Source organism: Novosphingobium sp. 32-60-15 (genome assembly GCF_002280675.1).
Taxonomy (GTDB): Bacteria; Pseudomonadota; Alphaproteobacteria; order Sphingomonadales; family Sphingomonadaceae; genus Novosphingobium.
On record NZ_NCEN01000005.1, the window covers coordinates 46041 to 69073 of the forward strand.

The following is a 23033-nucleotide window of genomic DNA, read 5'->3' on the forward strand; positions in this document are numbered from 1 at the left end:
GCTACACATGCAGACAAATCACTTCAGGAGACTAAACCTAACCAACGCTTGAAGCAATGCACGCGGGCGTTCCGCTCAGACTGTCCAGTGCACCGACACCAACCGTGCATCAGGTCTGATCGCCAGACTTTCTGGCAAGCCGAGCGCCGGGAAGGGCTGATCGTCCAGCTTCACCCCTTGATCGAAACGCACATATTCCCCCAGCAGCGCGGCATTGGCCGGGGAAAGCAGCGCCAATAGGCGGTTGCCCACCGGGCGTCGGGCCTGATCGGGGGTTAGAAATGCACCGTTTGCTATCCTCAGCGTCCCAGTAACGCCTGGAACACCCCTGATCATGCCCACTTCAACAATGTCGAAATTTGCGAGCGCAGGCCATGCCAGTGCTGCGCCGGGCAGCAATACGACAGTGCTGGCAGCAGCGCTCGTGAGTATAAATTCGCGGCGTCTGATCATGGCGCAGTCTTCACAGGCGTGGTCTTTAAAGGCGTGTGTTGCCGTCCGATCCATCGTGCCAGCGCCCGCAAATCAGCATCGCTGATCTCGCTCGCGTGGAAAACGGGCATTCCCGGCGCGCCGTGCCGCGCGGCGGTGATCACAGTCTCTTCGGGCAGGCCGATCCCCCGCAATTCCGGCGCGCCCGGCACGCTGCCGTGACAATAGCCGCAAGTTGCGCGCCAGATGGCTTCCGGTTTCGTAGCTGTTGGCTTTTGGGCGCACACGGGTGTAGCCACAACCAAGGCCGCAGCAACGATCAGCGACGACCTCTTCATACCCGAATTCCCGATTTGCCGGGAGCGATGATCCCGCTAGGATCGAGCGCCCGCTTTATCCGGCGATTGATGTCGAGATTGGCCTGTCCGTGAAGGCTTGCCACCTGATCCATGAAGCCGACTGACGTGCGATACATGCCGAAACCTGCCTTGGCCATTGCGTCCACCATTTCAGTATAGCAGGCCCTGACGCGTGCCATCTGCGCCTTGTCTGCCCGATCATAGATCAACGGCATTACGTTGAGTGCCGCCCGTTCACCAAATGCAGTGCCGACCATGAAATCGACACCGTGGCGATCAGTGATGGACTGCGCCAATCTCAGCTGACGTTGCATGTCTGCACCCCGCATCGGCGCTACAGGCGCACACCAAGTAAGCCCGACGCCGCCGATCCAATTGAACAGCGCAAAGGATTTTAGCGTCAATTCATTGATCTGCTGCTCATCCTTGGCATCTGGTATCAGGGTTGCTCCTGCAGCTTCCAACCGCGCCTTTGCTTCTTTCCAATCAGATTCAACCCGATCCGGCCGACCGTAGAGCGTGAACACATAATTCCACGCACCAAGGCCCATCTTCTTTAATTCCGCAATGGCCAGTTCCTGCGGGATCGCGCCCGACCCATCATAGACATCGGCCTTGCGCCGTGTTGCGGCCAGAAATATGCCGGCATTGCCCAGCACGCCCTCAGTCTGGATTGTGCCATCCAACCGCAACCCGCGCACCACGTCGGTCAGCCGGACGATATCCGACGGATCAGGCCAGTGTGCGATCACCGTCTTGTGCGCTTTCGGGGCAGGCATCAGCCAAAGGCCCATCTTGGTTACGATGCCAAAGTTGGACTGGGTGAAAATGCCATCCAGCGTCGGACCATAACCATAGCGGAACGCTTGCCAACTGGTAGTATCTGTCACCCCGCCAAGCCCTGTGCGAAACAGCGTTCCATCCGATAGCAGCACCTCGAAGCCGCAGCTATGTGCGAAATGATCGCCATAGGGCGTCACGCCGTGCCCGCGTTCCAGCGTATTGCCAATGGGCGAAACGATCGGGCCTGGGCCTGGAAAATCGAGCCAGAAATTATGCCCGGTGGCCTGAATAAAATCCTGCAACTGGTGATAAGTGACGCCAGGTTCGACCACGACGGTGCCAAGGTCCGGATCAAAGTCGGTGATGCGGTTCATCCGCCGCATGTCCAGTACAACCGTGCCGCGATCCGCTACGGACGATGACCCGTAGCCTATGTTGCGCCCGGTCGATGTGGGCCATAAGGGTACACGCATTCGGTTCGCGATGGCAACGACAGCCTTCACTTCTTCGATTGATGATGGGCAAACGGCTGCAGACGGCATGTGGTCGTCATCATCAAACGGCATGGCAACGTGGCCATAGGGAGTGACATCCGCGACCGAAAATTTGACCCATTCGGCCCCTACAGCGGCTTCGCAAGACTTCAGAAAGCTTCTGAAATCAGCCGGGGACGTACTTGGCGGTAGTAAAATGTCAGCCATGCTCTCCAGCCATTTTTGTTTTGGAATTGACGTGTGTTGTCAAATTCCGACCCGATCCTGTCAATCATCGTCATTGATCATCCGCAAGGTCCGGCACGCAAGTGGCAAAGGCAGGTTAACACCTGCGACCACGACGCCGAACATTTTTGTGCAGCGAAGTTGTGTCTAAAATATTGGAATATTTAGGTTATTTTACTTCCTCAAAAGACGGATTGCCGTCATTATTGCTGTCATGCTTGTCACAAGTGGAAAGGTAAAACCTTCCACCTGATCGGTCGTTTCCACATTCTTCGCAGGGGCATTGCTGCCCTATCTTCCAAACATCGGAATGATGAAGATGGTGCCCATACCTGGGATGCCGTCCGCACCGACGGGACGAGGATAGATCTGACATGAGCATTACCGGCGGTGAATCCTTCCATAGCGACACCCTCGGCATGCCGTGGGCGCAGAACTGGTCCGGCAATCCGGCCATCGAACTTAAGCTGCTGATGTCCGACATAGAAGGCGGCCGCTATGCGGTGCGCATGCGGTTCCGTCCGGGCTTGCAGATCGTGCCGCACAAGCACACAGGTGAAGTCCACGCCTATACTTTCAGTGGTAAGTGGACCTACCTTGAATATCCTGACAGCCTGGACAATGTCGCCGGGTCCTATCTGTTTGAACCGCCAGGCACGGTCCACACGCTGAAAATTGCCGACGACGCGGAAGATTGGACCGAGATTCTGTTCATCCTGTATGGTGCCATGATCCACCTTGATGAAGCGGGCACGGTCATCGGCATTACCGATGCAGGCAGTGTGATCGACGAATATGCGCAGCGCCTTGCCGAGCAAGGCGATCCGGTTCCAGCCTCGCTGCCACTAGGTGGGCGGATGGCCTATCGTCCGTTGATTTCCGCGCAGGGAGCAGGACAGTGAACAACCGCATCGACGCGCTGGAACGCCGTCTTGCCGCGCAGGAGGAACGCATCGCGCATCTGACGGCGGCTATGACCCATCAAGAGGACCGTGAGGCGATCGAGCGGCTGCAATATTCCTATGGCTACTTCATGGACAATCGCATGTTCGATGAAATGGTCGATCTGTTTTGCGACGATGCTCCGTGGATGGAAATCGGGCAGCGTGGGCGCTATTTTGGCAAGACTCGTATTCATTCGTTCCTGCTGGACGTGCTGGGGGATGGCCGCTGGGGCCTGCTGCGGGACGAGGTGATCAACCACGTCCAGATGCAGCCATTGGTCACTATCGCGCAGGATGGAAAGACCGCGCGATCACGCGCCCGCGCGCAGGTGCAGGGCAACTCGCCGCCCACGACCGAATTCTTCCTGCTGGCTGAAGCCATTTATGAAAATGAATACGTCCGAGAAAACGGGGTGTGGAAGATAAAAGGGCTGGGCGTTGCAATGACGTATTACACCCTGCTTCTGCGTGAAAAGATATGGTTTCATTCCGCGCCACCCAGCGAAGCGTTCCCGCCCGATCTGCCGAGCCTGCCCGATGATCCTGGCTTGGGCCGCCAGTTTGCGCCGTGGCATTTCACTCACCCGGTCAAGGGTTATGCACTGCGCATACCCGCTTCTGCCAATGTGGGAGCCGTAAAATGACCCGTTACGCCATCACTGGTGCGTCCGGGCCTTTCGGCCGGGGCGTTGTGGGCCACCTTTTGGCGCAAGGCGTTCCGGCCGCCGACCTGATCCTGCTGAGTCGCAGCCCCGATAAGCTGGCCTCATTCGCTGCTGCCGGGGCGCAGGTCCGCCAAGGCGATTTTGACGACTACGAGAGCATGAGCAACGGCTTGCGCGGTGCAGACCGGATGCTGATGATCAGCGCGCTGAAAGTCGGCTTCCGCATCCCGCAGCACACCCGCGCGATCGAGGCTGCGCGCGCAGCCGGTGTAGGCCATGTCGTCTACACATCATATATCGGCAAGGAACCAGACAACCCCTCGCTTGCAGTAGTCGATCATCGCGGCACCGAGGAAGCGCTACGCCAATCCGGGCTGGTGTGGACATCGCTACGCAATGCCCAATATGCCGATGCGCTGGTTGAAGCGGCACCGCGCGTGCCGTTGCGCACAGGGGAATGGCAGGGCGCCACGCGTGAAGGCCGCATGCCCGTGGTAACGCGCGACGATTGTATCCGCAGCGCCGCTTTTGCTCTGCTCGCGCCCGATACGGCCAACCGCACATACAACATCACTGGCCCGGAGTGCCTGACGTACCAGGCCATTTCGCAGATCATTGCCGAAGTAGCGGACTTCCCGATCCGATGGATCGATGTGACGCCCGAAGAACGTTATGCATTCTTTGATGCCATGGGCGTCCCGAGAGAGGCCGTTCCGGATCACAGTGTCGATGCAATTCCATGGTCGAGCGACGATATCGTATCGATGGAAGTGGGTATACGCGATGGCTGGTTTGATATCGAATCTCGCGATGTGGAACTTTTGACCGGCAGGTCCGCGCAATCGTTTCGCGATTTTGCCTTGAGCCGTCAGACTGATTTGCGTGCGCTCGTGGCCGAAGGGGCGGGGCGCTGACATGGCCCGCTTCGATGCAGATATCATCATTGTCGGTGGCGGGTCGGCGGGATGCGCTTTGGCTGGGCGACTGGCCGATGCGGGCGTAGATACGCTGTTGATCGAGGCGGGCAAGCCCGATACCGATCTGCGCACGCTGGTGCCCGCGCTTACCGTCGCTGTCGTCAACAATCCTGACTATGACCGGGGCGTCACCGCCGAACCCGATGATACCATCGGCGGACGGCAGGACATCTGGCCCGCAGCCCGGCGGCTGGGCGGCGGCAGCGCCATCAACGGCATGATCTATGTGCGTGGGCATCGCCGCGATTATGATCGCTGGGCAGACCTTGGCGCTACAGGCTGGTCTTATGATGATGTGCTGCCCTATTTCCGGCGGATGGAAACCAATAGCCGGGGCGGCGATGCCTGGCGTGGTGATTCCGGTCCGATTTCGGTTAGCGACAACCGCGTAAACTATCCGGTGATCGGCCAGTTTGTCGATGCGGCAGCGGCTTTCGGTATCCCGCGCAACCGCGATCATAATGGCGAAAAGTCCGGCGAAGGCACCGATTTTTCGCAAGCCACGCAACGTGGCGGGCTGCGCTGCAGCGCAGCGCGCGGGTATTTGCGCGGCAAGCTTGGCCGATCCACCCGACGCGTTATGACCGAGACCGAAGTCTTGCGCGTGGTGATCGAACAAGGGCGTGCGACCGGAATCGTTGTGCGGCGCGCCGGGACAGAAAAGATCCTGCGCGCGCGCAAAGGGGTAGTGCTGTCTGCTGGCACACTGAACACGCCGCGCCTGCTTATGCTGTCGGGCATCGGCCCGGCCGACGAACTGCAACGCCACGGTATCGCTTGTATAGTGGATAGCCCTGAAGTGGGCCGAAACTTGCAGGAACACGTCGGCACTCACCTGATCGCCGCAACCCGTACGCCCACAATCAACAGCGACATTCGCGGGTTTGCCGCTGTTGGGCAGACCTTTGATTTCCTGTTCCGGCGGCGCGGGGCGATCACCTCGTCGATGTGCCACGCCCAAGCGTTCGCGCACTCGTCGGCGGCTGAAGAGATACCCGATGTCCAGATTTCGCTGACGGCATTTGCCTTTGAATTCAGCGCGCAAGGCCGCGCCATCCTGCTTGATCGGCCAGCGGTAAGCGTCACGGTCAGCGTGGGCCGGCCCAAGGCGCGCGGTCGGATCACTTTACGTTCGTCCCGGCCAGATGAACCTCCAGTGATCACCCATCGCTTGCTGGCCGCTGAAGAGGACGTGGAGCGCCTTGCCCGCGCGATCGAAATAGGGCGAGAGATCTTGGCCAAAGCGCCGATTGCTAACTCGATAGAAGCGGAATTGCGTCCCGGCCCGGATGTCACGGGGGCAGCATTGCGCGCCTTCGTAAAAAAGGCGGCGGTTCCGCTCTACCATCCCGTCGGCACGTGCCGCATGGGATCGGATGCCGCCTCGGTTGTCGATCCCGAACTGCGCGTGCGCGGCGTTGAAGGGCTGTGGGTGGTTGACGCTTCGGTTATGCCATCACTGCCCATCGGCAATACCAACGCCACCGTGATCATGATCGGTGAAAAAGCCAGCGACCACCTGCTGCGCGCAATCGCCTGATCCCGCCGCCGTCTTATTTGCCAAATCGCTCCCCTGCGCGGGAGCACTGGAGTACCCTATGAGCTTTGACACCATCCGCACTCCGCACCTTCGCCACCCGGACCGGCTGTTCATTGCCGGGCGTTGGGTGGAAGCGTCATCTGGCCGGTCGATTGACGTGATCTCCGCTTCGGCAGAAGTGGTCGTGGCCAGCGTTGCAGAAGCGGACGAAGCGGATGTGGATGCAGCCGTTGCTGCGGCCCGTGAAGCATTCGATCATGGCCCTTGGCCGCGCTTAACGCCTGCCGAACGCGCGGGTTACTTGCGCGCGATGCAAGCAGAACTGCAACGGCGCGAACCTGATCTTGCCGATGCCTGGGTGGAACAGATCGGCGCGCTCGCTGCGGTGGCGCCATTTGTGATCGGGGGCGGGACGGCTTGGTTTGGCGTATACGCCGACATGGCCGAAACCTTTCCGTGGCAGGAAGAGCGGGGGCTTTTTGACGGTCCGGGCCGGGGCGTTGTGCTGCGCGATCCCGTTGGCGTGGTGGCTGCCATTGCACCCTGGAACAACCCTTACGGCATCATGACGGGCAAGATCGCACCGGCGCTCCTTGCAGGTTGCACCGTGGTGATGAAGCCTGCACCTGAAACGCCTATGGAAGCCTATATTCTTGCTGAAGCAGCCGAAGCTGCGGGCCTGCCGCCGGGCGTGATCAATCTGGTAACAGCGCATCGTGACGTGTCCGATCACCTCGTGCGCAATGCCGGGGTCGATAAGGTCAGCTTCACCGGTTCGGTCGTTGCGGGCGCGCGCATTGCTTCTGTTTGCGGCGCGCGCATCGCGCGGTGCACGCTGGAACTGGGCGGGAAATCAGCAGCCATCGTGCTTGATGATTTCGACATCGAAAGCGCAGCGAACACACTTGCACAGACGATCACGATGTCGGCGGGCCAGATATGCGCTACGTTGAGCCGCGCGATTGTTCCAGCGGCGCACAAGGCTGATTTCGTGGCAGCGGTAGAAGCCGCGATGCGCGCCATCACAGTCGGACACCCGCGCGATCCGGCCACGCAAATGGGGCCGTTGGCCATCGGGCGCCAGCGTGACCGTGTTGAGGAATATGTCGGTATCGCCGTTGCCGAAGGTGCCCGTTTGGTTACGGGCGGCGGAAGGCCAAGGCACCTTGACCGCGGGTTCTATTTTGAACCAACACTGTTTGCCGATGTGGACCCTGCCATGCGTATTGCGCACGAGGAAGTGTTCGGTCCGGTGCTGGCGGTGCTGACTCATGAGGGCATCGACGATGCCATTGCTATCGCCAACACCTCGGATTTCGGCCTTTATGGCGCGGTATTTACCGATGATGGTGACGCGGCCATGCAAGTGATGCGCGGGATGCGCGCAGGCACCATTACGCAAAATGCCTTCCGTTTCGACACAGCCTTGCCCTTCGGCGGGTTCAAGCGCTCCGGGTTGGGCCGGGAAGGCGGGCGCGAAGGGCTGGCTGGCTATACGGAATTGAAGTCGCTCATTCTGTGATGATCAGTGGGCACGGACTGTCTGTGTTGGGCCGATGGAAGGTATCAAAGATAATGCCGCGGTCTGTCTCGTATTGTTGAAGTAAGTAGGCGTCCTCTGGGCGTGTGATGTCACTTGATGCGCCACGTGCCAGGAAAAGGACGAACTTCGAGCGATCCACTGTATCTGTTCCACGGCCTAGTTGGCTGTTGGTGTGGTATGATACCCTGCGCGGTGCCGCTCCATAGCGTGTTGCAAAACCGGAGTGGCAGGATAAAACTATACCAGCAGGACTATCACGCTCGCGTACAAGAGCGCGGTTAGTCCATTTATGCGATGAAAATCGCTAGTAAATTGGTCGGGACGAGAGGATTCGAACCTCCGACCCCCACACCCCCAGTGTGATGCGCTACCAGGCTGCGCTACGTCCCGACCTTGGAGCGGGCCTATAAGCAGCACGTTGCGCCTTGGCAAGCGCGGTATTGGGCAAAACGTTTTTGGCTGAGGGACTGTACCGTGCTCGGGCGTTCGATTGCTTTGCCGTTTTTTAACTGCTAACCGCGCCACGAAGCCTTGTACGGCGTGCTTTGTGTTTAAAATGCCGAGCGCGCGCTGTTGCAATACCGGACACGCGATCCCAGAAATGGACTTATGATGTTAACGATCCTCGCTGCTGCCGCCCCCTCTGCTGGTGAACCGCCTGCCTGGATGAGCTTTCTGCCACTAGTGGCAATGGGCTTTATCTTCTGGTTCCTGATCTTGCGCCCGCAAATGCGCCAGCAAAAAGAGCACAAGGCCAAGATTGCGGCGCTTAAGCGCAACGACATGGTCGTAACTGCAGGCGGACTTATTGGCAAAGTGGTCAAGCTTGACGATCATTATGTCGAGCTGGAACTGGCTCCGAATGTAAAGGTGAAGGCTGTGCGCACGACGCTGGGCGACATCATTCCGCCCGCCGGCACTGCCCCTGCAAACGACTAACATTTTTTCCGAAAGCTGACCGCCCATGCTCGAATTTCCGCGCTGGAAGGTGATCTGGCTCTGGTTGATAACGCTGGCTTGCGTTATCGCCGCGATCCCCTCGCTCACCTCCACCATGGGCCTTTCCTGGCCATCCGTACTGCCCGAACCAAAGGTCAACCTTGGCCTCGATCTGGCGGGCGGCAGCCATATTCTGCTCGAAGCCGATCCCAGCCAAGTGCGCCAGCAGCGCATTGAGGGTATGGAAGAGTCTGTGCGAACCAAGCTGCGGCAGGATGGCAAGAACATCCGCATCAGCGACATTTCCAACCGTGATGGCGCGCTTACGTTCGTTGTCGCAAATCCCACGCAAGTAGATGCGGTGCGCGAGGCGATCCTGCCCTTGACCAATGGGGCCGGCCTGACAGGCCAGCGCGATTGGGACATAAACGTCAGCGACGGTAATCGCTTTATCCTGAAGCCGACGGATGCAGGCGTGGATCAAGCAGTAACGCAGGCCATGGACACAGCAGTCGAAGTGGTGCGCAAGCGTATTGACGCGCTGGGCACCAAAGAGCCGACAATCATCCGGTCTGGCCCGACGCGCATCGTGGTTCAAGTACCGGGGTTGCAAGACCCGCAGGCGCTGAAAAACCTGCTGGGGCAGACCGCCAAGCTTGAATTCAAGCTGGTTGATACAGCGGCTTTGCCATCGGACGTGGCGCAAGGAATTGCGCCTGCCGGTAGCGAAATCGTGCCGTTCATCAGCCCTGCTGAAGGTGGCGGAGTGCCGGCCATCGCGGTGAAGCGGTTGGGCGGCATCCGCGGCGATCAATTGACCAACGCGCAGCAGACGAACAACCAGCAAACCAACGAACCTGTCGTCAACATCACCTTCAACACCGAAGGCGGGGCAAAGTTTGCCAAGCTGACAACGCAGAACACCGGCAAGCAATTTGCGATCATCCTTGATGGCAAAGTGTTGTCTGCGCCAACGATTAACGAGCCTATCCTTGGTGGAAGTGCGATTATTTCTGGCCGGTTTACGGCAGAGAGCGCCAATGCTTTGGCGATTTCGCTGCGGTCCGGCGCATTGCCGGTTGATTTGAAGGTAGTGGAAGAGCGCACGGTCGGGCCGGATCTGGGTGCGGACTCAATCCGTCGTGGCATGATTGCGATGGGTGTGGGCACATTGGCGTTGATGGTCTTCATCTTCGTGACCTATGGCCGCTTTGGCATGTATGCCAATGTGGCGCTGGTGGTGAACGTGCTCATGATCCTGGGGATTATGGCAGTGATCAACACCACGCTGACGCTTCCGGGCATTGCAGGCTTCGTGTTGACGATTGGTGCCGCGGTTGACGCCAACGTGCTGATTAACGAGCGTATCCGTGAAGAGCGGCATCGCGGGCGCAAGGTCGTGGCGGCGGTGGAAATGGGATATAAAGAAGCCAGCCGCGCCATTTTCGATGCCAATATCACCAACGTCATCGCAGCGGTGCTGATGTTCGCGTTCGGATCGGGGCCGGTTAAGGGCTTTGCAATCGTGCTGATGATCGGCATCGTGACATCGGTGTTCACGGCTGTGACCCTGACCCGCATGTGGGTGATGCAGTGGCTGCGCCGCGCGCGCCCTGCTGACCTGAACCTGTAAGGGGAGATAAGGACTTATGAAACTCCTCAAACTCGTTCCTGACGATACCAACATCCATTTTCTGAAATGGCGGGTGCCGTTTTACGTTGTCAGCATGATCCTGATCGCGGCATCTTGGGGTCTGGTGCTGACCAAGGGCCTGAACCTGGGTGTTGATTTTGTCGGCGGGCAGATGATCCGCGTGACGTTTGAACGCAGTCCTGCGGCCCCGGTGGTTGAACTGCGCGAGCAGGTCGACAAGCTTGGCTATGGTGAACCGATCATCCAGCGCTATGGCAAGCCAAACGAGATTTCGATCCGGATGAAGTTGCCCGAAGGCGCTGACAGCGATGCAGCACTGTCGGACAAGATGGCGCGGACGATCACGGCTGAAATCAAAAAGAACCATGCCGATGCGCGGATCGACGGCGTTGATTCGGTATCTGGCAAGGTTTCCAAAGAGCTTGGCTGGGATGCGTTCAAAGCGCTGGGCTTTGCTGCGCTGGCCGTGGCCGCCTATATCTGGATCCGGTTCGAGTGGCAGTTCGGAGTGGGTGCGCTGTTCGCGCTATTCCACGACGTTTCGCTGACGCTTGGGCTTTTTGCCGTAACCGGTATGGAGTTCGACCTGAATATCGTGGCAGCCTTGCTGACGCTGATCGGTTATTCGCTGAACGATACGATTGTGGTTTATGACCGCATCCGCGAGAACATGAAGAAGTTCCGCAAGATGCCGATGCCCGAACTGCTTGATCTTTCGGTCAACGAAACACTGGCGCGTACGATTGTCACCTCGCTGTCGATCCTGATCACGCTGGCGGCATTGCTGCTATTGGGGCCGGACGTGATCTTCGGGTTTACCGCAGCGATCACGCTGGGCATTTTCGTCGGAACGTATAGCTCGATCTATATGGCCGCGCCGATCCTGATCTGGCTCAAGGTCAATCCGAACAGTTTTGTGCCGACCGAAACCGCGCTCGACAAGCAAGAGCGGATGGCCCGCGAAGGGGTCTAGGAGGCGCTTTCGGTTGCTGGAGGGCCCAGGGCCTCTTCATAGATCGCAGCAAGCGCGGCGGCGTTGGCTGACCAACTGAAGCGTTCTGCATTGGCTGCAACGGATTGCTGGCTTGGCGGATTGGCAAGCAGGTCTGTTGCGGCCAAGGCAATTGCTTCGGGGGTGCGTTCCACGATGCGACCCGCGGTGTCGTCTAGCACGACTTCGCGCGCCCCACCTACGTCCGGAATGATGACCGGCGTGCCGCAGGCGATGGCCTCGATCCATGCATTGGCAAGGCCTTCGCGTTCAGACGGTAGAACCATGGCATCGGCGGCGCAGAGCAATTGCGGAAGCAGGTCATGCTCTACCGCTCCAAGGAAGTGGACGCGCTGTTCCAAGCCAAGTTCAACTGTCAGAGCCTTGAGCGCGGATTCATCCAAGCCAGTCCCTGCAATGGCAAGGCGCACATCTTCGGGAAGGTGTTTCAATGCCCGAATGGCGATGGCCTGGCCTTTGATGGGCACGAGCGCGCCGACGCAGAGCAGCAAGGGGCCTGTGGACCAGACGTGGAGGGCCGGGATAGCCGATATGAGTTGCCGTGCGGCCTTACGCTCAAGCGGTTGAAAGCGCTCGCGGTCGAGGCCAGTGTAGTGCACATGCGTGGTGGCTTCGGGAATGCCCATTGCGGCCATATCTTTGGTCAAAGAGCGCGATACGGTGAGGATAGCGCTTGCTTGGTGGGCGGCGGCAAGGATCTGGTGGCGGGCGAGCGTGCGTTCGCCCCACAAATGGATGTCCGAGCCACGCGCCTTTATGGCCAGCGGCAGGCCAAGTGCGCTTGCGATTTTGGCTGCGGCAGGGCCATCGGGGTAGAAGAACTGGGCGTCAACAAGATCGAATGGCGTTTCTGCGTGGAGCTTTTGCGCCAGAGGCAGCACAGCGCGCGCAATCAGCGCGGGATTGATCGGGCCTGATATTGCGGGCAGTAGTGTGAAGCGCGGGTGGTGAATGGTGAGCGGGCCTTGCGCTTCAACCGCCGGTATCGCGCGCAAGGGGGCGTAGCGTTTCAACGGGAGCGGGGGCAGGCCGATGGGGTTGATCACGGTCACCTGCCAATCCCCCCGCGCGGCAAGTGCTTCCATCTGGCGCGCAACGAAACGGCCAAAGCCGGAGCGTCCCGGGGCAGGATACAGCGTCGAGATTGACAGCAGGCGCTTCACGTCAAAGCTTTCGCACGAGCATTTCGGCAAGGCCCAGCCATGCGGGCCGGTCAATGATGACCTGGCGCTGACCTGCGCCGGGGGGAAGCAAGGCGATGCGGCCATCGCGTTGATCGATCAGCCTTCCAAAGGCGAAGCGTCCGCCGGGGCGTGGGGCGAGGATATCGCGGTTGAAGGCGCGGGCGAAGTCCTCCGGTTCGATCTGGCGGATCCACACCTGATCGCCTGCGCGGTATTCACCGGCGCTGGCATCGACCGCCATGGCCATCAGACGGGCCGAGCCATCAAGTGCAACGGGAAGGATGGCATCCATCGGCTTTGCGAGCGCTTCTGCACCTTGGGCGTTGAGGCGCGCGACCAGACGGGCGGGCGTTTCCTCGTCAGCTTTGACCAGCAATTGCGGTTCAACGCCCAATGCGGCGCCAATCCGGTTCATCCAGACAAGCGACAGGCTGCGCATTCCGGTTTCAAGGCGGCCAATGGTTTGCGCGGTGGTCGGCGGATCGCAGCGCGTGGCAACATCGGCCAATGTCAGGCCTTTCTGACGGCGGATATCGCGGATTCGATTGATCATAATGCGGCCCATTAACCGGAACGGTGATTTTTTGCTTTCCTACAAAGTTTGAGGAGAGGCAAGGGCTTTGCGTGTTTCTCGATTATTCGGAAAGCAGAGATGCAATCGGCCGGGACGGATCGACCCGCCTCAGCCTTCGACCATTTCTGCAAGTTCCAGCCATCGTTCTTCCGCAGCATCCTTTTCTGCACGGGCTTTGGCGATGGTTTCCATCAGCGCGTCGAACTTTTTGGGGTCTTTGCTGTAAAGGTCCGGGTCCGCCAACTGGGTTTCACCGCTCACGATAGCGGCTTCGAGTTCCTCGATCCGCTTGGGCAGAATTTCGTAATCGCGCTGGTCTTTGTACGTCAGCTTGCCCTTTTTGGGCGGCGGTGGCGCGGCAATGGGTGAAGGGGACTGCTTTGCCGCAGCCTTTGCGCCTGCCGCATTGCGGGACTTGCGCATCTTTTCCCAGTCGGCATAGCCGCCTGCAACGATATCGACACGGCCAGATCCATCCATGCCAAGCGTGATCGTGACCGTGCGATCAAGGAAATCACGGTCATGGCTGACGATCAGCACGGTGCCATCGTAGTCAGAGATGACTTCCTGCAACAAATCGAGCGTTTCAAGGTCAAGATCGTTGGTCGGCTCATCAAGCACCAAAAGGTTCGAGAACCGCGCAAATTCGCGGGCGAGCAGCAGACGTGAGCGTTCGCCTCCCGAGAGCGTGCCGATGCGCGCTTCGACGAGGTTGGGATCGAACAGGAAGTCTTTGAGATAGCCGTGGATGTGTTTGCGCACCCCGCGCACGTCAATCCAGTCGCTGCCATCGGCCAGCACATCGCGCACGCGCTTTTCCGGGGCCATCAGGCTGCGCTGCTGGTCAATCATGATACCTTGCAGCGTCTTGGCCAGCGTGATTGTGCCGCTGTCAGGTTCTATTTCGCCGGTGAGCAGTTTGAGCAGCGTGGTTTTGCCCGCGCCGTTTGACCCCACCACGCCAATCCGGTCCTTGCGCGTGATGCGCAGGGTGAAGTCTTTGACGATGGGCCGATCCCCGAAAGACTTGGTGGCGTGATCGGCAACGATGACGGCTTTGCTTTTGGCATCATCGCTGGCGATGGCGAGCTTTGCGGTGCCTTGCGGGGTAAGCATGGCGGCGCGTTGGGCGCGCATCTCCCACAACTTTTCAAGGCGGCCCTGGTTGCGTTTGCGCCGCGCGGTGACGCCGCGTTCCAGCCAGTGGGCTTCGATCTTCAACTTGGCGTCAAGTTTGTCAGCCGCGCGGGCTTCTTCGGCATAGACGGTTTCCATCCACGCTTCGTAGCTGCCAAAACCGATGTCCTTGCGGCGCAGCGCGCCACGATCAAGCCAAAGCGTGGCCTTGGTCAACCGGTCCAGGAAGGTGCGGTCATGGCTGATGACCACGAACGCGCCCTTGTAGCGCATCAGCCAGTCTTCCAGCCAATCGATGGCTGCAAGATCAAGGTGGTTGGTCGGCTCGTCCAGCAGCAGCAAGTCAGGCTCGCTGGCCAAGGCTCGCGCCAGCGCAGCCCGGCGGCGTTCACCCCCGCTGGCACTATCGGCTTTGCGCGACAGATCGATGCCAAGCTGTCCGGCGATGGCTTCGACTTCGTGCCGGGGCGGAGCGTCCTTACCCGAAAGCGCAAAGTCCATCAGTGTATCATAGCCGGTGAAGAACGGGTCTTGTTCCAGCGTGACAATGCGCGTGCCGGGCTGGATCGAACGGGTACCCTTGTCGGCTTCGACTTGCCCGCCGATCAATTTGAGCAGCGTAGTTTTGCCTGCACCATTGCGGCCGATCAGCGCCAAGCGATCACGCGGGCCGATGTGAATGTCGAGGTCGCTGAAAAGCCAGCCATTGCCCTGGATAAGGCCAAGGCCTTCCCAACTGAGGATCGGTGCTGCTGCCATGGCGTGCGCTTAGCTGTGCTGTCGCCAATGCGCAACGCTCCTGCCTGAATGAATGTCTCTTCGTATATTCACGGCTTGTTCAAGGCTTCACCGTTAGGCATGCCGACATCATGCGATATGCACCTGCCTTTGTTGCGGCCTTGCTGGCCACCGCGTTTCCCTCAGTGTCCCACGCTCAACAGCGACCGGACGAGCAGAACGAGGTTCGGCGCGATTTGCGATCGGGCGCGGTGCGCTCGCTGCGCGATATTGAACGCCGGGTCCTGCCGACAAAGCAGGGCATGCAGTACCTTGGGCCGGAATATGACCCTTCGGCGATGGTCTATCGGTTGAAGTTCATCCGGGATGGCCGCGTGATGTTTGTCGATGTCGATGCCAAGACCGGGCAAGTGCTTGGCGAATCTCGCTGAACAGGACCTTTCGCGGCAGTTCCTTGACCGTTCATGTTTGCAGCCCCATCTAGCTGTTCAAGTTCGGCGCGACAGTCGCGTCCAGCAGGGGACAGATTTCCATGCGCATCCTGATCGTCGAGGATGAACCAACTCTCGGCAAACAGCTCAAGTCAACGCTTGAACAGACCGGCTATGCGGTCGACCTTTCGGTTGATGGCGAAGACGGGCACTTCATGGGCTCGACCGAAGAATATGACGCGGTGGTGCTCGACCTTGGCTTGCCCGAGATTGACGGGCTGACCGTGCTTGGCATGTGGCGCAAGGAAGGCCGCAAATTTCCCGTACTGGTACTGACCGCGCGTGATTCATGGTCGGACAAGGTTGCCGGCCTTGATGCTGGCGCAGATGACTATCTGGCCAAGCCGTTCCAGACCGAAGAGCTGATTGCTCGTTTGCGGGCGCTGATCCGCCGCGCATCGGGCAATTCATCTTCCGAATTGACCGCGGGCGATGTGCGTCTTGATACGCGTTCGGGCCGCGTCACGCTTGACGGTGAGCCGGTGAAGTTGACAGCGCAAGAGTATAAGCTCTTGTCCTATTTGCTGCACCACAAGGGCAAGGTCGTCAGCCGCACGGAACTGATCGAACATATCTACGATCAGGATTTTGACCGTGATTCGAACACGATTGAAGTTTTCGTCACGCGTATTCGCAAAAAGCTGGGGCCGGATGTGATCACCACGATCCGCGGGCTTGGCTATAGCCTTGATGATCCGGCTGGTCCCGGCCGGGGGTAATCCGTGGCCGAAAGCAGGCCTGCCAGAGATGCACCGTCGCAGCGGGCGATAGATACGCCAGCGCCCCACACCGGGTCGCTGGCGCGTCGCATGCTGCTGATTGCATCGGCTTGGGTCACGGTCCTGCTGCTGGGCGGCGGGCTGGCGCTGGATCAATCGCTGACCGGCCTGATTACGCGGAATTTTGACGAACAGCTTGGTTATATGCTGACGGCAATGGTCGCCTCGGCAGAGATCGGACCGGACGGTGAGGTGTTCTTCAACCGGCCCTTGGGTGACCAGCGGTTTCTGGAGCCGAACAGCGGGCTGTATTGGCAGATTTCGGGGCAGGGGCACGAAGACTTTCCGTCGCGTTCCTTGTGGGACCGGTCACTGACTAGCAATCTGAACCAGAACAACATCGATCCCAAGATTACCGATAGCGACCAGTTTGAAGGTGAACCGCTGCGGATAATCAAGCGTTCGGTGATCCTGCCGGGCACCAATACGTTATGGGAATTTCAGGTTGCTGCCAGCCGGGGCGAACTGAATGCGCAGATAAGGCGTATTCGCGCGATCCTGATCTGGTCGTTTCTTGTGCTGGGCCTGGGCCTTTTCGTGATGGCAGGGTTGCAGACCTATTACGGTTTGGGGCCATTGCGCCGCGTACGGCAGGCGATTGCGCGGATGCGAGAGGGCGAGGCAAGCCGTGTGAACGATCCGCTACCGCTGGAAGTGCAGCCGATGGTGCAGGAATTGAATGCATTGCTCGAACATTCCGAGCGGCAGGCTGAAGAGGCGCGAACCCATGCAGGTAACCTCGCTCATGCGTTGAAAACACCGCTGACCGTGGTGATGAACGCCGCCACCGCCAAAGCCGATGACCTTGCCGATACCGTGATCCGCGAAGCTGCTGTGATGCGGCGGCAGGTCGATCACCACTTGGCGCGGGCACGGGCTGTAGGTCGGCGGGCGGTGGGCCTGTCACGCGCGCAAGTGTGGGAAAGCGTCGAGGCGGTAGAACGCGCAGTAACCCGGCTTTATCCGCAAGTGCGGTTGGATATGGATGGCAACCGCGCGGCAGAGGTTTCGATCGAGCGGCAGGATCTGGATGAAATACTGGGAAATCTGATCGAAAACGCTGCGAAGTACGGCGGCGGATCGGTGTTCATTACGGTTGATGCTGTGCCCAACGACGCAAAGTTCTGCGAGATCTGGGTGGAAGATGACGGCATGGGCATCCCGGAAGCGGAGCGTGAACGCATCTTTGATCGCGGCGCGCGACTGGATACCGGCAAACCCGGGACGGGGCTTGGCCTTGCCATCGTGCGCGATGTTGCCGAAATTTACGGCGGCGCAGTGGATCTGCGCGAGAGTGAGGATCTGGGCGGGCTGATGTCTGTCCTTCGCCTGCCAAGACCGCTGGGGGCGGGCAAATAGTCAGGCGCGCGGGTGGGCGTTGCGATAAACGTCGAGCAGGGTTGCTGTATCAACCTTCGTATAGATCTGGGTCGAAGACAGGCTGGCGTGGCCGAGCAGTTCTTGCAAACTCCGCAAGTCAGCGCCCGCACTTAGTAGATGTGTGGCAAAGGAATGGCGCAGCGCGTGGGGAGTGGCTGTGGCTGGCAGGCCAAGGAACGTGCGAGCGCGGGCGACGGCGCGCTGGACCATGCCTTGAGCCAAAGGCCCACCTTTCGCGCCACGGAACAGCGGCTGGTCTTTGGGCAAGGGCCAAGGACACTGCCGGATGTAATCTTCAACCCCTGCGCGCACGATGGGCAAAAGCGGGATAACGCGCTGGCGGCCGCCTTTGCCGGTGATCATGATGGTTTCACCCAAAGGCAGGACCGAGGCCGGAAGGGCGAGAGCTTCGGCAATGCGCATCCCCGCGCCATAAAGCAGCAGCAGCACAGCGCGGTCACGCGCGGCGATCCAGGGCTGGCTGGCGTCGTCGGCTACAGTTTCGGCAAGGTTGACCGCTTCGTCTGGTGTGATCGGACGAGGCAGGCCTTTTTTGACGCGAGGACCGCGCAGGCGGGGGCGACCAAGATCGCCCAATCCGTGATGGTCATCCGATTGTTCACGCGCAAATGCGATGAAAGTTTTGAGCGCAGAAAGTTCGCGCGCCGCCGAGACATTGCCCAAGCCGTCGGCACGCCGTTCAGCCAGATGCGTGCGCAAGGTTCCGGCGTCGAGGCGGGCGATTGTGGCCCAGGTCTGTCCGGCGGGCAGGGTGTGAAGCAGCCGCGCGGCGGTAGCAGCATAGGCGCGGACCGTGTGAGGGGAGCGACGCCGGGATTGAGCGAGGTAGGCGTTCCATGCTTCAAGGACTTCCGCAATAGTCATGCGCTGACGAGTGCATCGGGCACTAGTTCGGCAAGCAAAGCTTCCAGCAGCGGCGCGCCTTGTTCGGTCACACGCAGATTTGATCGTGAGCCTGCCAGATGTCCAATGCTTGTGTAGAATTGGCGCTTGGCAGGATCGATCAAATGGGCCTCGGCAAAACCGAAGCGGGCGGCGAGTTGTGCGGGGTTGATGCCTTCGGTCAGACGCAAGCCCATCAGCACCGCTTCCATGGCTTGATCGGATGGGCTGAGCGCGCGGGCTTCGGCAATGCCGTGGCCCTGATCGGCACTGACCCGCAGGTAATTTTCGGGCTTTTTGTGGCGGACCGTGGCCATATCTAGCCGCCTGCCATGTGCACCCGGGCCAATGCCGACATAGTCCAGATAGCGCCAATAGGTAAGGTTGTGGCGGCTTTCCTCGCCGGGGCGGGCGTGGTTGCTTGTTTCATATGCAGGCAGGCCCGCAGCAGATGTGAGGTCACGCGTGAGATTGAACAGATCGCCAGCTTCATCGTCATTGAGCGGGGCAAGTTTGCCTTCACGAACGAGGGTGGCAAAGCGCGTGCCGGGTTCGATGGTCAATTGATAGAGCGACAGATGGCCGGTTCCGAAACCCAATGCACGCCTGAGTTCGGCCTCCCATGCTGCTGGCGTATGGCCGGGGCGCGCATAGATGAGATCGAAGCTGACGCGGCTGAACAGGCGTTGTGCAAGCTCCAGTGCGGAAAGACTTTCCGTGACGTCATGCAGCCGTCCGAGAAATTTCAGAGTGGTGTTGTCCAGTGCCTGCAGGCCGAGCGAAACGCGATTGATCCCTGCTGTGGCGAGCGCGGCAAAATTGGCGGCTTCAACCGAACTGGGATTGGCTTCCAGTGTGATCTCAATGTCAGGGGCAAAACCCCAAAGACGCTCGGCCTCGATCAACAGGCTTTCGACAAGGGCTGGCGGCATCAATGATGGGGTGCCGCCGCCGAAGAATATGGAGGTGAGCGGCCTGCCCTGTGTTAACGCGGCTTCGTGGCGCATGTCGGCCAGCAAGGCAGCCTGCCACGCCTCGACATCGGTGCGTTCGCGGACGTGACTGTTGAAATCGCAATAGGGGCACTTTGCGAGACAGAACGGCCAGTGGATGTAAAGTGCAAGCGCCATGCGAGAAGGCTTAAGCGGAAAACTGCTCCGCTACCAGCTTTGCGAAAGCATCGGCGCGGTGGCTGATCTCGTGCTTTTCAGCAGGGTCAAGTTCCGCAAACGTGCGGTCATAACCAACGGGCACAAAAACCGGATCATAGCCGAAGCCGAGCATGCCACGCGGGGGCCATGTAAGCGCGCCCGGGGCGTGGCCTTCATAAACGGCGCGCGCACCATCGGGCCATGCGATGGCAAGCACACAGGCGAAGTGGCAGCGACGCGAGATATCAGGGCCAAGCTCGGCCAGTTTGCCTTCGACTTTGCCCATGGCCATGTACCAATCACGACCGGGGCCACCTTCGAAGGTATCGGCTTCGGCCCAATCGGCGGTGTAGACGCCGGGAGCGCCGCCAAGCGCCTCGACGCAAAGGCCGGAATCATCGGCAAGCGATGGAAGCTGGGACGCTTCGGCTGCTGCTTGCGCTTTGATGAGCGCGTTTTCAATGAAGGTGGTGCCCGTCTCGGCAGGTTCGGCCAAGCCCAATGCGCCCGCTGACAGGCATTCCATGCCATAAGGGGCGAGCAGGGCCTGAATTTCCTTGAGCTTGCCCGCGTTGTGCGTGGCGATAACAAGCTTGCCGGGGGTAAGGCGGGACATCAGAGTTCCTTCAAGTCGGGCTTTTGCCCACCAAACTTCCGTCATCCCGGCGAAGACCGGAATGACGGGTTGTGTGGCAGACGGGTTAGCCGACGGCCTTGGCTTGTGCGGCGAAGATCTGGTCGCAGCCCATGCGCGACAGGCGCAAGAGGCGGAGCAGGGCTTCTTCGTCGTAGGTTGCGCCTTCGGCAGTGGCCTGCACTTCGGCAATGTGGCCGCCTTCAATCAGCACGAAGTTGGCATCGGCATCGGCCGAGGAATCTTCGATGTAATCAAGATCAAGGACCGGATTGCCCTTGTAGATACCGCAGGAAATGGCGGCGACCTTGCGGGTTAGCGGGTCATCCTTGATCGCGCCGCTGGCCATTAGGCCTTGCACGGCGAGGCGTAGTGCAATCCATGCGCCCGAAATTGACGCGGTGCGGGTGCCGCCATCGGCCTGAATCACATCGCAATCCAGCGTGATCTGGCGTTCGCCCAGCTTCTTCATATCCGTGACCGCACGCAAGGAACGGCCGATCAAGCGCTGGATTTCCTGTGTGCGGCCCGATTGCTTGCCTTTGGCCGCTTCACGGCTGCCGCGGGTATGCGTTGCGCGGGGAAGCATGGAATATTCGGCCGTAACCCAGCCTTCGCCTTTGCCGCGCATGAAAGGTGGTACGCGCTCTTCAACCGATGCGGTGACGAGCACTTTGGTATCGCCAAAGCCGATCAGGACGGACCCTTCAGCGTGTTTGGTGAAAGCGGTTTCAATAGTGATAGCGCGCATTTCATCCGGCGCGCGTCCTGACGGTCGCATGGGTTTTCCCTTAAAAGTTCGGCAAAGCCTCTGGCGCATTGCTCTTGCGCCTGCAAGAGCGGTCAATAGAATGTTATCATGAACGGCCCCACCCTCTCCGATTTGACAGACCGCGCCCGCGAGATTTTCCGTCTTGTGGTGGAAGGCTATATCGCCAGCGGTCATCCGATGGGATCAAAGGCGCTGGCCGGGAGCGGGTCGGTGAACCTGTCGCCCGCTTCGATCCGGTCAGTGTTGCAGGAATTGCAGGACGCCGGGTTATTGGCGGCACCGCATACCAGCGCGGGGCGGATGCCGACCGAAGTGGGGCTGCGGCTGTTTGTCGATGGCATCATGCAAGTGGCCGAACCCACTGCGATTGAGCGCGCACAGATCGAGCGGGGGCTGACGGCGGGCGGTTCAATCGAAAATGCACTGGCAGCGGCAAGTTCTGCCCTGTCCGAGCTTTCGGCAGGAGCGGCTGTGGTGATGGTGCCGCGCCGAGAGCCCCGGCTTGCGCAGATATCATTTGTGCCTTTGTCTCCGTTGCGCGCGCTTGTCGTGTTGGTGGGCGAAGATGGCGGGATCGAGAACCGGGTGATTGATTTGCCCGAGCCTGTTGGCGCGTCCGCACTTGAGCAAGCTGGTAATTACCTTACCAGCCGTTTGATGGGCCGCACACTTGCCGAAGCGTTGGCGGTCGTACGCTCCGAAATCGCGGGCGGGCGCTCGGCACTTGATGCGGTAAGCGCCGGTCTGGTCGAGCGCGGGCTTGCCGTGTGGAGTTTCGATGCAGCGCAGCGCCCCGTTCTGGTGGTGCGAGGCCAGGCCAACTTGCTTGACGACGCAGCGCTGCATGACATTGAACGTGTGCGGCAATTGCTGGACGAATTGGAAAGCACCGAAGCGATTGCCGCTGTGCTGGATGCCGCGCGAGAGGCACAGGCCACACGCATTTTTATCGGTAGCGAAAACCGGTTGTTCTCCCTATCGGGCTCTTCTGTCATTGCTTCCCCGTGGCGCGATGGCGATGGCCGCGTGGTTGGCGTGGTGGGAGTAATCGGGCCGACTCGGTTGAATTATGCGCGAGTCGTCCCCATGGTGGATTTCACAGCCCAGACATTGGGCAAATTTATCGGACAAGACGGGTTTTCTAGAAAATGAGCGATAACGACACACGCCCAACCGATGCAGAGATCGAGGCGGAACTGAAGGGTGTGCCCGAGGACATGATCGACCAACCTTCCAACGATGAAGAACTGACGCGGCTGCGCGAGGATCTCGAGACGGCCAAGCAGGACATTCTCTACGCCAAGGCCGAAACGCAAAACGTGCGCCGCCGGATGGAAAAGGACGTTGCCGACGCGCGCGCCTATGCCGCAACCGGCTTTGCCCGCGATGTGCTGTCAGTGGCAGACAACCTTGCTCGCGCTTTGGAGACGATCCCGGCAGAATTGCGCGAGGATGACAAGTTCAAGAACCTTGTAGCGGGCCTTGAGGCGACGGGACGCGAGGTTGAGAAGGTTTTTGCCGCACACGGCATCATCCGCATCGCTGCCATGGGCATGCCGCTTGATCCGCACCAGCATCAGGCGATGATCGAAATGCCGTCTGCCGACGTTGAGCCGGGCACCGTGATTTCGGAATTGCAGGCAGGCTACATGATCAAGGACCGTCTGTTGCGCCCTGCGATGGTAGCGGTTGCCAAAAAGCCGGACTAAAGGGACGGAGCGCC

The 23033-nt window shown here is 59.8% G+C and carries 23 protein-coding genes and 1 tRNA gene; 13 read left to right on the forward strand and 11 right to left on the reverse strand.

Features of this window, described 5'->3' with window-relative positions; translation table 11 throughout:
* Positions 1 to 75: 75 nt before the first annotated feature.
* The 3 genes from B7Y89_RS05710 to B7Y89_RS05720 are packed head-to-tail and all read right to left on the reverse strand — an operon-like array spanning position 76 to position 2275.
* On the reverse strand, positions 76 to 453 hold the full coding sequence (locus B7Y89_RS05710; protein ID WP_292936614.1) for a hypothetical protein: 378 nt from the start codon (positions 451 to 453) through the stop codon (positions 76 to 78).
* On the reverse strand, positions 450 to 770 hold the full coding sequence (locus B7Y89_RS05715) for a cytochrome c (RefSeq protein ID WP_292936616.1): 321 nt from the start codon (positions 768 to 770) through the stop codon (positions 450 to 452). The genes B7Y89_RS05710 and B7Y89_RS05715 overlap by 4 nt, the downstream gene beginning before the upstream one ends.
* Positions 767 to 2275 carry an FAD-binding oxidoreductase gene (locus B7Y89_RS05720; RefSeq protein ID WP_292936618.1) on the reverse strand — a complete coding sequence of 503 codons (1509 nt, stop codon included), beginning with the start codon at positions 2273 to 2275 and terminating at the stop codon, positions 767 to 769. Before B7Y89_RS05720 ends, B7Y89_RS05715 begins: the two co-directional genes overlap by 4 nt.
* Positions 2276 to 2667: 392 nt before the next feature.
* Here B7Y89_RS05720 and B7Y89_RS05725 point away from each other — a divergent pair, with 392 nt between their 5' ends.
* Genes B7Y89_RS05725 through B7Y89_RS05745 form a run of 5 tightly spaced genes read left to right on the forward strand, consistent with a single transcriptional unit; the run spans position 2668 to position 7941 of the window.
* Positions 2668 to 3195: a 2,4'-dihydroxyacetophenone dioxygenase family protein gene (locus tag B7Y89_RS05725; protein ID WP_292936620.1), complete on the forward strand. Its 528-nt coding sequence runs from the start codon at positions 2668 to 2670 to the stop codon at positions 3193 to 3195.
* Positions 3192 to 3881: a nuclear transport factor 2 family protein gene (locus B7Y89_RS05730; protein ID WP_292936622.1), complete on the forward strand. Its 690-nt coding sequence runs from the start codon at positions 3192 to 3194 to the stop codon at positions 3879 to 3881. The genes B7Y89_RS05725 and B7Y89_RS05730 overlap by 4 nt, the downstream gene beginning before the upstream one ends.
* A complete protein-coding gene (locus tag B7Y89_RS05735; RefSeq protein ID WP_292936624.1) occupies positions 3878 to 4816 on the forward strand; it encodes an SDR family oxidoreductase in 939 nt (312 codons plus the stop codon). Before B7Y89_RS05730 ends, B7Y89_RS05735 begins: the two co-directional genes overlap by 4 nt.
* 1 nt (position 4817) lies before the next feature.
* Positions 4818 to 6419 (forward strand): GMC family oxidoreductase N-terminal domain-containing protein, encoded by a 1602-nt coding sequence (locus B7Y89_RS05740; protein WP_292936626.1) that lies wholly within the window; start codon positions 4818 to 4820, stop codon positions 6417 to 6419.
* Between the two features lie 58 nt (positions 6420 to 6477).
* Positions 6478 to 7941, forward strand: a complete 1464-nt coding sequence (locus B7Y89_RS05745) for an aldehyde dehydrogenase family protein (RefSeq protein ID WP_292936627.1) — start codon at positions 6478 to 6480, stop codon at positions 7939 to 7941.
* Between the two features lie 334 nt (positions 7942 to 8275).
* On the opposite strand, the gene B7Y89_RS05750 is transcribed toward B7Y89_RS05745, so the two are convergent.
* Positions 8276 to 8352, reverse strand: a tRNA-Pro gene (locus tag B7Y89_RS05750).
* Between the two features lie 219 nt (positions 8353 to 8571).
* On the opposite strand from B7Y89_RS05750, the gene yajC reads away from it, so the two are divergent.
* The 3 genes from yajC to secF are packed head-to-tail and all read left to right on the forward strand — an operon-like array spanning position 8572 to position 11528.
* Positions 8572 to 8901 carry a preprotein translocase subunit YajC gene (gene yajC / locus B7Y89_RS05755; protein WP_292936629.1) on the forward strand — a complete coding sequence of 110 codons (330 nt, stop codon included), beginning with the start codon at positions 8572 to 8574 and terminating at the stop codon, positions 8899 to 8901.
* A gap of 25 nt (positions 8902 to 8926) precedes the next feature.
* Entirely contained in the window at positions 8927 to 10534 is a 1608-nt protein-coding gene (gene secD / locus B7Y89_RS05760) for a protein translocase subunit SecD (protein ID WP_292936631.1), read from the forward strand.
* 16 nt (positions 10535 to 10550) lie between these two features.
* Positions 10551 to 11528, forward strand: a complete 978-nt coding sequence (gene secF / locus B7Y89_RS05765) for a protein translocase subunit SecF (RefSeq protein ID WP_292936633.1) — start codon at positions 10551 to 10553, stop codon at positions 11526 to 11528.
* Here the strand turns inward: secF and B7Y89_RS05770 are convergent.
* The 3 genes from B7Y89_RS05770 to B7Y89_RS05780 all read right to left on the reverse strand — a co-directional run bounded on the left by B7Y89_RS05770 (position 11525) and on the right by B7Y89_RS05780 (position 15221).
* Positions 11525 to 12730: a glycosyltransferase gene (locus B7Y89_RS05770; protein ID WP_292936635.1), complete on the reverse strand. Its 1206-nt coding sequence runs from the start codon at positions 12728 to 12730 to the stop codon at positions 11525 to 11527. The genes secF and B7Y89_RS05770 overlap by 4 nt on opposite strands.
* Position 12731: 1 nt before the next feature.
* Positions 12732 to 13304, reverse strand: a complete 573-nt coding sequence (locus tag B7Y89_RS05775; protein ID WP_292936637.1) for a helix-turn-helix transcriptional regulator — start codon at positions 13302 to 13304, stop codon at positions 12732 to 12734.
* Between the two features lie 129 nt (positions 13305 to 13433).
* Positions 13434 to 15221: an ATP-binding cassette domain-containing protein gene (locus B7Y89_RS05780; protein ID WP_292936639.1), complete on the reverse strand. Its 1788-nt coding sequence runs from the start codon at positions 15219 to 15221 to the stop codon at positions 13434 to 13436.
* A gap of 110 nt (positions 15222 to 15331) precedes the next feature.
* On the opposite strand from B7Y89_RS05780, the gene B7Y89_RS05785 reads away from it, so the two are divergent.
* The 3 genes from B7Y89_RS05785 (at position 15332) to B7Y89_RS05795 (ending at position 17829) form a co-directional block, all read left to right on the forward strand.
* On the forward strand, positions 15332 to 15631 hold the full coding sequence (locus B7Y89_RS05785; protein WP_292936641.1) for a PepSY domain-containing protein: 300 nt from the start codon (positions 15332 to 15334) through the stop codon (positions 15629 to 15631).
* 101 nt (positions 15632 to 15732) lie between these two features.
* Positions 15733 to 16410 carry a response regulator transcription factor gene (locus B7Y89_RS05790; RefSeq protein ID WP_292936643.1) on the forward strand — a complete coding sequence of 226 codons (678 nt, stop codon included), beginning with the start codon at positions 15733 to 15735 and terminating at the stop codon, positions 16408 to 16410.
* 90 nt (positions 16411 to 16500) lie between these two features.
* On the forward strand, positions 16501 to 17829 hold the full coding sequence (locus B7Y89_RS05795) for a HAMP domain-containing sensor histidine kinase (RefSeq protein ID WP_292936768.1): 1329 nt from the start codon (positions 16501 to 16503) through the stop codon (positions 17827 to 17829).
* Here B7Y89_RS05795 and B7Y89_RS05800 read toward each other — a convergent pair whose 3' ends face one another.
* From B7Y89_RS05800 to rph, 4 genes are all read right to left on the reverse strand, one after another.
* The gene (locus tag B7Y89_RS05800; RefSeq protein ID WP_292936644.1) at positions 17830 to 18735 is read right to left on the reverse strand and encodes a tyrosine recombinase XerC; all 906 of its coding nucleotides are present in this window, start codon (positions 18733 to 18735) and stop codon (positions 17830 to 17832) included.
* The gene (hemW, locus tag B7Y89_RS05805; RefSeq protein WP_292936646.1) at positions 18732 to 19883 is read right to left on the reverse strand and encodes a radical SAM family heme chaperone HemW; all 1152 of its coding nucleotides are present in this window, start codon (positions 19881 to 19883) and stop codon (positions 18732 to 18734) included. The genes B7Y89_RS05800 and hemW overlap by 4 nt, the downstream gene beginning before the upstream one ends.
* Before the next feature lie 10 nt (positions 19884 to 19893).
* Positions 19894 to 20520: an RdgB/HAM1 family non-canonical purine NTP pyrophosphatase gene (gene rdgB / locus B7Y89_RS05810; protein ID WP_292936648.1), complete on the reverse strand. Its 627-nt coding sequence runs from the start codon at positions 20518 to 20520 to the stop codon at positions 19894 to 19896.
* Between the two features lie 85 nt (positions 20521 to 20605).
* Positions 20606 to 21319: a ribonuclease PH gene (rph, locus tag B7Y89_RS05815; RefSeq protein ID WP_292936650.1), complete on the reverse strand. Its 714-nt coding sequence runs from the start codon at positions 21317 to 21319 to the stop codon at positions 20606 to 20608.
* Positions 21320 to 21397: 78 nt separating this feature from the next.
* Here rph and hrcA point away from each other — a divergent pair, with 78 nt between their 5' ends.
* Positions 21398 to 22462 (forward strand): heat-inducible transcriptional repressor HrcA, encoded by a 1065-nt coding sequence (gene hrcA / locus B7Y89_RS05820; RefSeq protein WP_292936652.1) that lies wholly within the window; start codon positions 21398 to 21400, stop codon positions 22460 to 22462.
* Complete coding sequence (gene grpE / locus B7Y89_RS05825; protein ID WP_292936654.1) at positions 22459 to 23019, forward strand: nucleotide exchange factor GrpE; 561 nt, start codon at positions 22459 to 22461, stop codon at positions 23017 to 23019. Before hrcA ends, grpE begins: the two co-directional genes overlap by 4 nt.
* Positions 23020 to 23033: the final 14 nt, after the last annotated feature.